This is a genomic window from Sphingobium sp. FW306-1B-F04DB, from assembly GCF_058781925.1.
The window spans coordinates 108,514-120,509 of the sequence record NZ_JBYSXE010000002.1 but is presented as its reverse complement, the minus strand read 5'-3'; the positions used below and the strand labels follow the sequence as shown (position 1 = coordinate 120,509).

12 protein-coding genes and 1 tRNA gene are annotated in these 11,996 nt (G+C 65.1%); 9 read left to right on the top strand and 4 right to left on the bottom strand.

All coding sequences use genetic code 11. The features are described from left to right. Positions 1-107: 107 nt before the first annotated feature. The 3 genes from AC3WJD_RS02640 to AC3WJD_RS02630 all read left to right on the top strand — a co-directional run bounded on the left by AC3WJD_RS02640 (position 108) and on the right by AC3WJD_RS02630 (position 5,252). Positions 108-2,477 carry a GumC family protein gene (locus AC3WJD_RS02640; RefSeq protein ID WP_492744261.1) on the top strand — a complete coding sequence of 790 codons (2,370 nt, stop codon included), beginning with the start codon at positions 108-110 and terminating at the stop codon, positions 2,475-2,477. 77 nt (positions 2,478-2,554) lie between these two features. After that, a complete protein-coding gene (gene asnB / locus AC3WJD_RS02635; RefSeq protein ID WP_492744259.1) occupies positions 2,555-4,555 on the top strand; it encodes an asparagine synthase (glutamine-hydrolyzing) in 2,001 nt (666 codons plus the stop codon). A 154-nt stretch (positions 4,556-4,709) separates the two neighbouring features. Then, positions 4,710-5,252, top strand: coding sequence for a retropepsin-like aspartic protease family protein (locus AC3WJD_RS02630; RefSeq protein WP_492744257.1), 543 nt, complete (start codon positions 4,710-4,712; stop codon positions 5,250-5,252). A gap of 7 nt (positions 5,253-5,259) precedes the next feature. Here the strand turns inward: AC3WJD_RS02630 and AC3WJD_RS02625 are convergent, their stop codons facing one another. Together AC3WJD_RS02625 and AC3WJD_RS02620 are read right to left on the bottom strand one after the other, a co-directional pair. Then, positions 5,260-6,147: a peptidylprolyl isomerase gene (locus AC3WJD_RS02625; RefSeq protein WP_492744256.1), complete on the bottom strand. Its 888-nt coding sequence runs from the start codon at positions 6,145-6,147 to the stop codon at positions 5,260-5,262. Between the two features lie 97 nt (positions 6,148-6,244). Continuing rightward, positions 6,245-6,775, bottom strand: coding sequence for a hypothetical protein (locus AC3WJD_RS02620; RefSeq protein ID WP_492744254.1), 531 nt, complete (start codon positions 6,773-6,775; stop codon positions 6,245-6,247). Between the two features lie 117 nt (positions 6,776-6,892). Here AC3WJD_RS02620 and AC3WJD_RS02615 point away from each other — a divergent pair. Then, a tRNA-Ser gene (locus tag AC3WJD_RS02615) sits at positions 6,893-6,983 on the top strand. A gap of 158 nt (positions 6,984-7,141) precedes the next feature. Then, positions 7,142-8,266 carry a tyrosine-type recombinase/integrase gene (locus AC3WJD_RS02610; RefSeq protein WP_492744253.1) on the top strand — a complete coding sequence of 375 codons (1,125 nt, stop codon included), beginning with the start codon at positions 7,142-7,144 and terminating at the stop codon, positions 8,264-8,266. A gap of 90 nt (positions 8,267-8,356) precedes the next feature. Here AC3WJD_RS02610 and AC3WJD_RS02605 read toward each other — a convergent pair whose 3' ends face one another. Continuing rightward, complete coding sequence (locus AC3WJD_RS02605) at positions 8,357-8,692, bottom strand: hypothetical protein (protein ID WP_492744251.1); 336 nt, start codon at positions 8,690-8,692, stop codon at positions 8,357-8,359. 5 nt (positions 8,693-8,697) lie between these two features. Here AC3WJD_RS02605 and AC3WJD_RS02600 point away from each other — a divergent pair, with 5 nt between their 5' ends. Next, the gene (locus AC3WJD_RS02600) at positions 8,698-8,856 is read left to right on the top strand and encodes a sigma factor-like helix-turn-helix DNA-binding protein (RefSeq protein WP_492744249.1); all 159 of its coding nucleotides are present in this window, start codon (positions 8,698-8,700) and stop codon (positions 8,854-8,856) included. A 98-nt stretch (positions 8,857-8,954) separates the two neighbouring features. Further along, positions 8,955-9,875, top strand: a complete 921-nt coding sequence (locus AC3WJD_RS02595) for a HEPN domain-containing protein (RefSeq protein ID WP_492744248.1) — start codon at positions 8,955-8,957, stop codon at positions 9,873-9,875. Between the two features lie 17 nt (positions 9,876-9,892). Here AC3WJD_RS02595 and AC3WJD_RS02590 read toward each other — a convergent pair whose 3' ends face one another. Continuing rightward, complete coding sequence (locus tag AC3WJD_RS02590) at positions 9,893-10,252, bottom strand: polyketide cyclase (protein ID WP_492744246.1); 360 nt, start codon at positions 10,250-10,252, stop codon at positions 9,893-9,895. Between the two features lie 303 nt (positions 10,253-10,555). Here AC3WJD_RS02590 and AC3WJD_RS02585 point away from each other — a divergent pair, with 303 nt between their 5' ends. Both AC3WJD_RS02585 and AC3WJD_RS02580 read left to right on the top strand, forming a co-directional pair. Continuing rightward, a complete protein-coding gene (locus tag AC3WJD_RS02585) occupies positions 10,556-11,179 on the top strand; it encodes a hypothetical protein (protein WP_492744244.1) in 624 nt (207 codons plus the stop codon). A 161-nt stretch (positions 11,180-11,340) separates the two neighbouring features. Continuing rightward, positions 11,341-11,964, top strand: a complete 624-nt coding sequence (locus AC3WJD_RS02580; RefSeq protein WP_492744242.1) for a hypothetical protein — start codon at positions 11,341-11,343, stop codon at positions 11,962-11,964. Positions 11,965-11,996: the final 32 nt, after the last annotated feature.

Below are 11,996 nucleotides of genomic sequence, written 5' to 3'. Positions count from 1 at the left end.
TTGATCTCTGGCCACGAGGCCGGTGTGCCATAGAATATTTGACCGGTGCCGTGCCGCCAGACCCGAGGCCGAGTGGTGCCCCGACCATTGGAGATGGGGGGAATGTAATGTCCGATCGCAAGATCGCCCGCATCGTTGAACCGCAACCGCTAAGACCCGTCGGGGTCGCCGAGCCCTGGCGCCCTAATTCGCGCACCGAGGCGGCCTATGTCGGCATGATCGAAATCTGGCGCATCATGATGCGCCATCGCGCGCTGCTGATCGGCGCGATGCTCGGAGTATTGGCACTGACCGTGCTGGCGCTTCTGATGACGCGGCCGATCTACACGAGTTCGGCGGTCGTCATGGTGCAGCCCGACAAGGACATTGCGGACGCGCAAGGCGTCAACGTTGTCGCAACCCCCGATGAGGAGCTGCGCATCTCGACGCGGATGGAACTGCTGCAGTCGCGTGCACTGGCGCGACGCGTCGTGCGCAATGCCAATCTGACCCAGGATCCCGAGTTCACGTCCGCGGTCCATCGCGACCTCAACCTGATGCAGCGCATCGGATTGCAGCCGCCCCCTCCCAAGCTCGAACAGAGCGCGCTGATGTCCGAAATGAGCGCGCAGGACGTCAATCAGGCTGCGGAGAAGGCAAAGCTGGAAGAAGTGACCGACGCGCTGATGCAACGCACGGCGGTGACGCGGCTCGGACGGTCGCACCTGATCGACGTCTCGGTAAGTTCAGGCGACCCCTACAAGGCGAGCCATCTCGCCAACCGGATCGTGCAGTCGCATGTCGAAGCGCAGCGCTCCGAAGAGCGCAATTCGCGCCGGCGGGCGATCGCCGATCTGTCCAAGCGCGTGAATGATCTGCGCGGCAAGCTGGAGTCCGAGGACTCCGCGGTGGCGGGTTACATGCGCGCGAACAACCTGTTCACCGCGCGTCCGGAGGAGATCAACAACGCGCTGCTGTCGCGCGTCGCGGGCGCCCTGTCCGAAGCCAAGGCGTCAAGCGCACTGAGCAGCAACCGCGCGAGCGGTGTGGCGAGCGCTTCCGCGGTGATCGCGAGTTCGCCCGTGCTCAACGAACTCAAGGGACGCGAGGCGGTGTTGGCTGCAAAGGTCGCCGATCTTTCGAGCTTTTACGGTCCCGGGCACCCCGATCGCGCCAAGGCTACCGCGGAACTCGCGCAGATCCGCGAGCGCATGGGTGAGGAAATGGCGCGTGCAACCGCGGCGACGACGCGCAACGCGACGATCGACAGCCGCGCCGATGCCGCGCGGACGGGTGCGCTTGCAGGCGATCTCGGCGCGTTGCGCGCGTCGAACGCGCGCGACATGAACCGCATCGTCAGTCTGAAGGAGCTTCAGCGCGAGGCGGACACGAGCCATCAGCTCTATCTCTCGCTGCTGACCCAGTTGAAGGAGCTGATCGCCAAGCCCGAGCAGGCCCGTCCGGACATGCGCATCATCTCGAGCGCCCCCGTACCCGTCCTGCCGAGCCATCCCGAGCCCAAGCGAACCCTGGCGGTCGCGCTGATCGGTGGCGTGATCCTGGGCATGATCCTCGCCTTCGTCGCGGAGAATGTGGATAGTCGCCTGCGCACCGCGGCGCACGTCGAGCGCGCGCTTGGCCTGCCGACACTGGCGATGATCCCCGACGTGTCGCGCCGCAATGCGCTGTCCGCCCCGCATGCGCTGATCGCCGAGCGACCCGGCTCGGTCTTCCCCGAGGCGCTGCGCAACCTCTATATCGAGCTGCTCGCGCGGGTGAACAAGACGGGATCGATGGTGGTGGTGATCACGTCGCCGCTCGTCAACGAGGGCAAGTCGACCGTCGCGGCGGGGCTTGCCGCCGCGGCGAGTGCGCTCGGGCACAAGGCTGTCACCGTCGATGTCGATCTGCGGCGACCGATGCTCAACAGGCCGCACGGCGAGGAGCCGCAAACCCCCGACGTCGTTGCGTATCTGAGCAACCGCGCCGGGCTTGACGAGGTCCTCGTGCCCGATCATCAGCTCAGCAAGTTCGTCAAGATCAGCGCCAATCAATCGGCTGCCGATGCGAGCGCGCTGATTTCCTCGCCACGGCTCGAAGAGATGCTCGAGCAGTTGCGCGATCGCTTCGACCTCATCGTGCTCGATGCACCGCCGATCCTGCCCGTGCTTGATGCCAAGATCCTTTCGGGTGTTGCCGACGCGACGATCCTGGTGCTCGATTGGGGTCGATCGCACCCCGAGGCAGCCCGCGTGGCGGTCGAAGTGTTCGGCGACGAGATCACCGGCGCGGTGCTCAACCGTGTCGATTATGCCGAACATGCGCGGCGCAGCTATGGCGACGCCATCCATTATTATTATCGCTATCCGAACCATTATCGCACCGATGATGAGACGATTGGCGCCCAGCGCGGGCTCCGGGGCATGGTTGCGCGGATTCCGGGCGCTTCGTCGGCCAGGGCCGCGGTTCGCCGCCTCTTCGGGCAACGCCACGACTGAACCACGCAGGGCGCGCGCGTGTCGCGCCCGCCACGGCGCGGAAAATGATCGGGCCGATCCGGGAGGAATGACTATCGATGTGTGGCATTGCCGGGTTCTTCGATCCTTCATTCAGTTCGGCCGAGGCTGTGGCGATCATCGGGGCGATGACCGATGCGATCGTGCATCGCGGCCCCGACGACGCAGGTCACTGGATCGAGCCGGACGCACGGCTGGCGCTCGGGCATCGCCGCCTGTCGATCATCGATCTCTCACCCGCGGGGCACCAGCCCATGGCGTCGGCCAGCGGGCGCTATGTGATCGTCTATAACGGCGAGATCTATAACCACGGGGCGCTGCGCACCCAGCTCGAGGCTCTGGGCGCCGCGCCGGGATGGAAGGGGCATTCGGATACCGAGGTGATGCTCGCCGCCCTCGAGCATTGGGGTGTCGAAGGGACGCTGACGCGCCTCAACGGGATGTTCGCCTTTGCATTGTGGGATCGCGAGGCGCGCGCGCTGTTTCTCGCGCGCGACCGGCTCGGCGAAAAGCCGCTCTATTATGGGCAGGCCGCGCGGGCGTTCCTGTTCGCCTCGGAACTCAAGGCGATTGCGGCCCATCCCGGCTTCGTGCCCGAGGTCGATCGCGGCGCGCTCGCGCTGTTCCTGCGGCACAGTTATGTGCCCGCGCCGCGCAGCATCTGGCAGGGCATGCGCAAGCTGCCCGCGGCGCATTACCTGATCGTCACCGATTGCGGCCGGACGGTGAGCGATCCGATCTGCTATTGGGATTTCACCGAAGTGGCACGGACGGGCGCCGCTTCGCCGCGCGCAGATGAACCCGCATTGGTCGATGAGCTCCAGGCGTTATTGCGCGACGCGGTGGCGCGGCGGATGGAAGCCGATGTCCCGCTGGGCGCGTTTCTGTCGGGCGGGGTCGACAGTTCGACGATCGTGGCGCTGATGCAGTCGGTCGCGGCACGTCCGGTGCGGACCTTCTCGATCGGCTTCGAGGATGCGGCGTTCGACGAGGCGCCCCATGCACGCGCGGTGGCCGAGCATCTCGGCACCGAGCATTGCGAAATGTATGTCAGCGCGGACGACGCGCTCGCGGTCATTCCGCAGCTCCCCGCGATCTGGGACGAACCCTTTGCCGATCCCTCGCAAATTCCGACCTATCTGGTCAGCAAGCTCACCCGGCAGCACGTCACCGTCTGCCTTTCGGGCGATGGCGGCGACGAGTTGTTCGCGGGCTATGCGCGTTATCACCGCGCGGCGCACATGCGTCGCTCGCTCGCGCGCGTGCCCTTGCCGCTCAGGCGTGCGCTGGGGCGTTCGCTCGAGGCTGCTGCGCTCTCAGGGATCGCGAGCCTTGCCGAACGTGCGCTCCCGCCCCATCTGCGCCGCCTCGCGCCCGCAGACCGGCTCGCCAAGATCGGCGGGCTGTTTCGCGCCGATTCCGATGCCGCTTTCTGCCGGGAATTCATGACAATCGGAAAGCCTGCGGGCCTGCTGGCGGCTGGCGGCAGCGACGACATCGCGACAGTCGATAGCGTCGCGGCGCCCTTTGCCGATATCCGGCAGCGGATGATGTATCTCGATACGCTGGGCTATCTGCCCGACGACATCCTCGCAAAGGTCGATCGCGCGAGCATGGCCGTGAGCCTCGAGACGCGCGTGCCCTTCCTCGACCACCGTATCGTCGAATTCGCGTGGCGCCTGCCGATGTCGGCCAAGGTCAGCGGCGGGCGCGGCAAACAGATATTGCGGCAGGTGCTCGACCGCCATGTTCCCGCCGCGCTGATCGACCGACCCAAGCAAGGTTTCGGCCTGCCCGTCGCGACCTGGCTGCGTGGGCCGCTGCGCGACTGGGCCGAGGCGTTGCTCGAGCCGAACCGGCTGCGCGACGAGGGATTTTTCGATGCCGCGCTCGTACGGCGGATCTGGGAGGAGCATGTGTCGGGCAAGCGGCGTTGGCACTTCTGCCTGTGGGACATCTTGATGTTTCAGGCGTGGCACGCCGGGCAGCGCGTGGCTGCGCCGCGTCAGGCAGCATGCGCACCATTGCAGCGATACGTCGAGCTCGATCTCGCGCGCTGACCCGCACCGCCGCGCGAGCAAAGCGTGTGTTTGTCGGCACCGGCGATTCGATTCGTCGCGCCTTGCTTGAAGCGGCGCTGCTTTGCGGGCATGAACCGCAGGCGTCGACCGGCGGGCAAGCGTCGGCGGCGCGGGGTCCGCAGGGGGTTGCGATATGATGCGGCTGGTTTTCCTGATCTGCCTCGGCGCGATCGCGCTGCTCGCACTCATGCCCGGCGGGCCGACCACGCCCGGGCTCCGGCCCGGTCAGACGGGCCAGGCCGCCAATGTCCTTGCCGATAACGCCGCAACCGACGTCGCGCAGCCGCGCGTCGAGCAGGCGGGCAACGGCCTCGCCGAAGTCGTTCTGCGCCGCGCGCCCGACAGCCATTTCTATGCCGAGGCGCAGGTCAATGGCGCGATGATCCGCTTCCTCGTCGATTCGGGGGCGAGCGCGGTGGTGCTGACGCGCGCCGACGCGCAACGCGCGGGGATCGGCTCCCAGTCGGGCGAATTCACGGCGCGCGCCATGTCCGCCAATGGCGAGGTGAAGCTCAAGCCCGTCAGGCTCGACCGGCTCGCAATCGGGCCGGTATCGGCAACCAATGTCGAGGCGATGGTCGCGGAAAATGACCTGGGCGTGTCGCTGCTCGGCCAGAGCTTCCTTGCGCGCGTCGCCAAGGTAGAGATCACCGAAGGCGAGATGCGGCTACGCTGAGATATCTTCAGGACGCCCGTCGGACCGGCACGGGGATATTGCAGACGTCCGCGCCGCCCGCGGGCACGTTGAAAAAGGGGTCGCGGCGGTTGGCGCGCGCGTCGCGATAGGCGACGAAGCTCTTCGACGCCAGATATTGGTGGCGCGACTTTGCACCGGGTTCGGCCTCGCGCATCGGTTTGATGCTGCCGATCGCGATGCGCTCGCGCGGATCGGTGTAGAAACCGAGATCGCCGGTGCCGCGGGGGCGCGAGGCGAGGAACTCCATGCCCTCAATCACGCGCCCGACAAGCGCGATATTGCGGTCGAGATGGCGCGGCGCCTGGCCGATGACTGCATAGAGCTCGGCGCCAGAGCCTGTGTCCGGCGCAAGGTTGCGGCCGACACCGACCATGCCGTAGCAATGCGTGAGCCAGACATTCTCGCCATCGCCGCCGACGGGCCAGCCCTTCCAGAAGCCCGTTCGCCGGGCATAGGGATCAGGCCATTCGATCCAGTCGGGCGACAGCCCCTTTTGCGCGCGGACATACTCCGCGGCGGGCCTGGCGACTACGCCTTTGGGGAGCGCCTTCTTCTCGGTCGCATCGCCCCATTGCGCGACATAATTGTCCTGCACGCGGTTGATGCTGGTGCCATCCCACCAGCGCGCTGCCGCGATCTTGCGGACATTGTCGACATGGACCGGCGCGAAGTCGGGGGCGAGCTGGATGACGATGCGGCCGCCCTCGGCGGTCTCCATGAGCAGCAGTTCGTCCTCGGGAATGTCGACCCAGTCGGTCGTGGGCGCGCCCGCCGCGATTTCGGCGGGACTCGGGGCGGGCGCATTGCCCGGCGCAAGCGCGAACCAGGCAACCGGAGCGAGTGCTGCGGCAGCGAGCAGGGCGACCTTTATCATCGGGGACCGCAGACTAACGGCCCGCATTCAAATGAAAAGGGGGCAATTACCTGAAATGCCCCGTGGTTATGCGCTGCCGGGCGCACGGGGTGAAGCGTTATTGCGCGCATTGCTTCTTGTCGCCTGACTGGCAGGCAGCGACGCGTCGGCGCCATTCGGCCATCTCGGCAGCGTGGCGCTTGTCGCTTTCGGCGATCGCCGCAGCACGCGCGTCGAGCTCGGCCTGATAGCCAGCCTCGGCCTGCCGCGCCGCGGCGTTGCGCGCATCTTCGGCGGCACGGAGCTGCTCCTTGGCGCTGCGCGCAAGCGTCGCGTTGAGCGCCGCGGTGCGCTGGCGTTCGGCGATCTCGGCCGCCATCGCCGCGGCGGCAGCGTCGGCGGGGTCGGTGTTGACGGGCGCCGGCGCATCGACGGTTTCGGTCGATGCCGCTTCTGGATTGGCGATATCGACGGAGTCGGTGTCAGGTGTCGGTTGGATAGGCTGCGCGACGGGCGTGGCTTCGGCGGGGGCGAGCGCGGGCAGGCTTGGCGGCAGCTCGATCGGCTGGACGCGGCCTTGTGCCAACGCCGTCGCTGGCGCCAGCAACGCGCCCGCCGCGGCGACGATGCACTGAAGGGTCTTGATCATGATGTGCTCCTGCGCCGATCCGTCGCTGCGTGCAACGCGCGAACATCGATGCCGATCCACGCCGGCCTTGCGTCCCGCCGCGCCGCGCGATAGGGGGCTTGGCCTTCCAGTGCATGCGGAGCGGTGGCCGAGTGGTCGAAGGCGCTCGCCTGGAAAGTGAGTATACGGCAAAACCGTATCGAGGGTTCGAATCCCTCCCGCTCCGCCACCGACTGATCCCTCCACCTCCATAGCGAATCGACAAAGCCCAGAGTTTCTGCCGCTTTGAACGTGATTCGCGTCCCCTGCGATCCACAAGCATCCGCTTCTGACCGATTTGGCGCGTGGGAAAAATTGTGAGAACTTAACACGATGGGAAGCCTCTCAGTGACAGCCGTACGTGCAGCCAAACGTCCCGGTCGCTTGAGCGACGGTGACGGGCTCTATCTGCTCGTTGGCACCAACGGATCCAAGAGCTGGGTATGCCGCGTTCAGAAATTAGGGCGGCGGCGCGACTTCGGGCTCGGCAACGCTTCGAAAGTCTCGCTCGCGCTGGCGCGCGAGCGTGCGCGAGAAATCCGCGCCTGGGTCGAGATGGGGCTCGATCCGGTCTTGGAACGCCGCAGGGCGGCGGGCATCCCGACATTCCGGGAGGCGACCGCCAAAGTGTTCGCGGCCCACCGGAAGACCTGGAAAAACGGCAAGCACCAGGCGCAGTGGATTCGTACGCTCGAGCAATTCGCGTTCCCTGCGCTTGGCGACGTTCGCGTCAGCGAGATCACCGGCCCGATGATCCGCGGCGTGCTGGCGGAAATCTGGCTCACCAAGCCGGAGACTGCGCGGCGCGTGCGCCAGCGCATCGGGACGGTGCTCGATTGGGCATATGCCTCCGGCTATCGCGAGACCGAGGCGCCAATGCGCACTATCACCAAGGGGCTGCCGCGCCAGCCGAAGAAGGACGGACATTTCGCAGCGATGCCCTATGTCGAAGTTCCCGCCTTCATGCGGAAGCTGCGTGAGCGCGAGAGCTTCTCGCGGCTTGCGCTCGAGTTCGCCATTCTGACGGCGGCGCGCTCAGGCGAGGTGCGTGGGGCACGCTGGGAGGAGATCGATCTGAAAAACGGGCTCTGGGCGATACTGCCCGGACGGATGAAGGCCAATCGCGACCACGTTGTGCCGCTCTCAGAATCGGCGCTGCGGATCCTCAGACGCTGCGCGGAACTGCGGATTGGCAATCATCTCCATATCTTTCCGGGCAGTCGTGGCGATCTGCCGATGTCGGATATGACGCTGACCAAGCTGCTGCGCGAAATGAAGGAAACCTGCACCGTTCATGGATTCCGGTCGTCGTTTCGCGACTGGGTCAGCGAGACGACCAGTTACCCTGGCGAGATCGCTGAAGCAGCGCTCGCACACCGCGTTCGGGATAAATCGGAAGCCGCGTATCGGCGCGGCAATCTGCTCGCAAAGCGGCGCACGCTCATGGACGAATGGGCCCGGTATCTGAAATGAAGACGTGGTGCGATGGCGCTTTTGCGCAGGTCATTACATTGGCTCCCGCCATCCACGCTCCCGCGCGGGTTTGTCTGTTTGTGCAACCGGTCACGTAGGTTTCACTTCAGACCGGTCAGCTGGGTGACAGTTTTGAGCAGGAGTATTGCGGCGTTTGCGCGGTTTGATGCGTATCAGCCTGTTGGCGCCTTTGATGTATCCAAGCAGCACTGGCCCGAAGCGAAGTTCGTATTCATCGTCGCTGGTTTCGAAGATTCCGATGCGTTTTCCGTTGAGCACTTCGGAGACGAACAGTTCGCGGCCCCGCCAGCGGATCGATCCGCTGCGGCGGATGGTGCGAACATGCGTGGCGCCCCAATATTCTGGTGACCGTAGCCTGCCGTCCCACAGACGCGGGCTGGGCGTATAGACCTTGGAGGGCGGCATCAACCATGCCCTTGTTCACCTACCAGGTCTTCATCCTCCACCGTCAGGACGGGCTCGACTATGCAACGATCGCCGCGCTGCTCCGGCTCGATGTGGACGATGTCGAGCAGCATATCGCCGCCGCGCTGCTGCACTTGGCGCGCACGCTGGGTGATGAGGACTGAGCGCATATCCGCCCTCCCCTTACACGGGGAGGGCGGACTCATTTCGGATCAGGCCGGCCTTGCCAAAGCGCTGGCACTCCACGAAAAGATTGCTGATCATGCGCAAGGACCTCGATCATCTTCCCGCCGCCAAGCAGCGCGACCTGGCCCGCGTGCTCCAGATCCTCTTCGAGGAATTCGAGGATGCAACCGCACTTGGGAACCATGACTGGAAGAAGAAGGGCCGCATCCTCAAGGTCATCCTCTATGGCAGCTACGCGCGCGGCGGCTGGGTCGACGAACCCCATACCGCCAAGGGCTACCAGTCCGATTTCGACCTGCTCATCATCGTCAACAACCAGAAGCTGACCGACCCGATCAAGTTCTGGGAGAAGGCCGAGGAGCGGCTGACGCGCGAATTCGCGATCACCAGGACGGTGAAGACCCCCGTCAATTTCATCGTCCACACCTTGCAGGAAGTGAATGACGGGCTCGCGCATGGCCGGTACTTCTTCATGGATATCGCCAAGGACGGGATCGCGCTCTACGAGAGCGAGGACAGCGAGCTTCATACCCCCAAGCCCAAGACGCCCGCACAGGCGTTGGCGATGGCCAAGGAGTATTTCGAGGAGTGGTTGCCGAGCGGGGCCGGTATGTTGGAGACGGCGCGCTTCAGTCAAACTCAGGGGCGATTAAAGGACGCAGCCTTCCTGACTCATCAATCGGCGGAGCGGTTGTATCATGGCATCCTGCTGGTGGTCACTTTCTACACCCCGCACGTCCACAATCTCGGGTTCCTGCGCACCCAGGCCGAGCGGCTCGACCGGCGGCTGGTCGATGCCTGGCCGCGCGAGACCAAGCGCGACCGCGCGCGCTTCGAGAAATTGAAGGACGCCTATGTGAAGGCGCGCTATTCCAGGCACTACCGCATCACCGAGGAAGAGCTGACCTGGCTCGGCGAACGCGTCGAGGAGCTTGGGCGTATCGTCCATATCCTCTGCTCCGAGCGTATCGCCGAGCTCGAGCGCCACGCCGCCTAGCCGTCGGCGCGCAAGCGTCAGCGCAGCGTCTCGACCAGCGTCTTGAGCGCGGTCAGGTCCTTCATGATCCACTTGGCATCGGCCGAGAATTTCTCGTCATCCATGCCCGGCTGGCGATAGAGCGTCAGCATCACCTCGGCACCATCGCCATTCTGGACGACACGCAGCGGGATATGGACGGGGTCGCCCGACCCTGCGTCCACCCAGTGATCCATCACGCCATGGTCGTTATGCGGGCGGAAGGTGATGCGGATCGGACCCTCGGCACCCGTCGCGATCCATATGTCCCCTTCCTTGTGCAGGTCCGCGACTTCGATTGAAATCCACTGAGCAGTCCGCTCAGCACAACATCCCCGCACACGGAGTCGGATCGCCAACCTGCTTCACCGCAGCGGCCGCGACAAAGTCCTGAACGCATGGTTTCACGCGAGATGTGAAAGTTAACATCAGGTGGAATCTTTATAAGCCTTCGCGGAGTGCTGTCCCATTGTGGGAGACGGGAGACGCCACAGAATATTTATTCCGTGTTAACCATTGCCTTAGCGAAACGCATTTCATAGAAAGCCTCCATTAACAATTTCTTAACCTTATCTGTTGGGCGACCAGACGCGCAGCTCCAGAGGCTCAAGGAATTGCCGTAACGCTTTGGACGTGCGGTGGCATTGTTGTGTGGGGGGTCTATGCGTTCAAGAATCGGTGGCTCGTGGCTCAAGTGCGTTCGTCGCACCGGAGCGCATCTGAACAATGAACGGGTCGGCCTGACAGCGGCGATCGTGATCGGAATGGCCCCTTCCGCAGCGCTCGCGCATTCCGAATCAGTATCGATCGACGTGACCGCGCGAATCAAGCCACGCTGCGGCTTCGCAGCGAGCGGGCCGGTCAACGCCTCCACAACTGCGGATCTGGAAAGCGCCGCCAGCTTGCGTGTGACTGTGGGCCTCGACTGCAACACGCCCTATGCGCTTGGCGTCACCGCCGAGAAGGGCGCGCTCGTCAATCTCGACGCTTCCGAGGATGGCTCGGGTTTTGCGTTCAGCAAGGTGTATGGTGCCTCGGTGGCGCTCGAGACCAACAAGGGGATCGTGCGCAGCAGTAAATGCGCGTCCCGCGATCTGGTTACCGGCGGGCGTTGCGACTTTGCGAGCTCCGATCCCGGAAAGGGCCTGACGTCCGGCCCCGGAATCACCATCGGCGGCAACGCCGTGCTCACCATCGACTGGCCCGCCCAGTCGACGCTGCCGAACCGGCTCGCGCCGGGGCGCTACAAGGACACACTGATTCTGGTCGTAGGGCCCCGCGGATGATCGCGGTCCTGCGCCCTGAAGACCAGCGCACGCGTCGTGTGCTGTTTGAACATCGGACGCTCCCGTTCCGGGCGCCGATGACGCCGAGGAGGCCGTCGGCCTCATTTCACCTGCGCCCCCCGGGGTTTTCCGGAACCGCAATCCCTGAAGGAGACAACATTGTGAAGCGTATCATTCTCGCGGCCGCGTCGGCCCTCGTACTCGCCGGCACTGCCGGCACTGCCTCTGCTGAAACCGTCAGCCAGACGATCAACATCAACGCGCAGGTCGACAGCAAGTGCGGCATCACCGCGCAGCAGTCGGTCGTCACGCTGGGCGACCTCACCGATGGTGCCGCCAAGGTTCGCTCGACGGTGACCCAGGACATCGCGACCGCGCTGAACGGCGCCAGGGTCGTGGCGTTCTGCAATGGCCTGAACAGCAGCGTGAATGTCGAGCGGGCCGTTCTCGCCCGCGTCGGGTCGACCGGCAACGGTCTGGCCGATGGCGGCTTTGCGCAGTTCATCCGCTACAATCTCGACGCCTCGGTCGGCGGCCTGTTCCTTGATTCGACCGGCACCAACGGCGCCTCGACTGTCGCGCAGCGCTTCGGTGGCCATATCAGCCTCAGCGATCCGAACACGCACATCAAGTTCGATCCCTCGGCGTCGAGCGGCACCGCGGTTGCATCGTCGAACGGCGCCACCCCGACCGCTGCCACGGGCTGGAGTTCGCTCACCGATCGTAGACTGGCCGCTGGCAACTACAGCGGTTCCGTCACCGTCACGCTGACGCCAGGCGCCTAAACCGTCTCGGGGTTCGGGCCGCGCCCGAATCC

Coding starts and splice junctions, on each gene's coding strand:
- AC3WJD_RS02640 (WP_492744261.1), top strand. CDS start 108: ATGTCCGATCGCAAGATCGCCCGCATCGTTGAACCGCAACCGCTAAGA.
- asnB (WP_492744259.1), top strand. CDS start 2,555: ATGTGTGGCATTGCCGGGTTCTTCGATCCTTCATTCAGTTCGGCCGAG.
- AC3WJD_RS02630 (WP_492744257.1), top strand. CDS start 4,710: ATGATGCGGCTGGTTTTCCTGATCTGCCTCGGCGCGATCGCGCTGCTC.
- AC3WJD_RS02625 (WP_492744256.1), bottom strand. CDS start 6,147: ATGATAAAGGTCGCCCTGCTCGCTGCCGCAGCACTCGCTCCGGTTGCC.
- AC3WJD_RS02620 (WP_492744254.1), bottom strand. CDS start 6,775: ATGATCAAGACCCTTCAGTGCATCGTCGCCGCGGCGGGCGCGTTGCTG.
- AC3WJD_RS02605 (WP_492744251.1), bottom strand. CDS start 8,692: ATGCCGCCCTCCAAGGTCTATACGCCCAGCCCGCGTCTGTGGGACGGC.
- AC3WJD_RS02600 (WP_492744249.1), top strand. CDS start 8,698: ATGCCCTTGTTCACCTACCAGGTCTTCATCCTCCACCGTCAGGACGGG.
- AC3WJD_RS02595 (WP_492744248.1), top strand. CDS start 8,955: ATGCGCAAGGACCTCGATCATCTTCCCGCCGCCAAGCAGCGCGACCTG.
- AC3WJD_RS02585 (WP_492744244.1), top strand. CDS start 10,556: ATGCGTTCAAGAATCGGTGGCTCGTGGCTCAAGTGCGTTCGTCGCACC.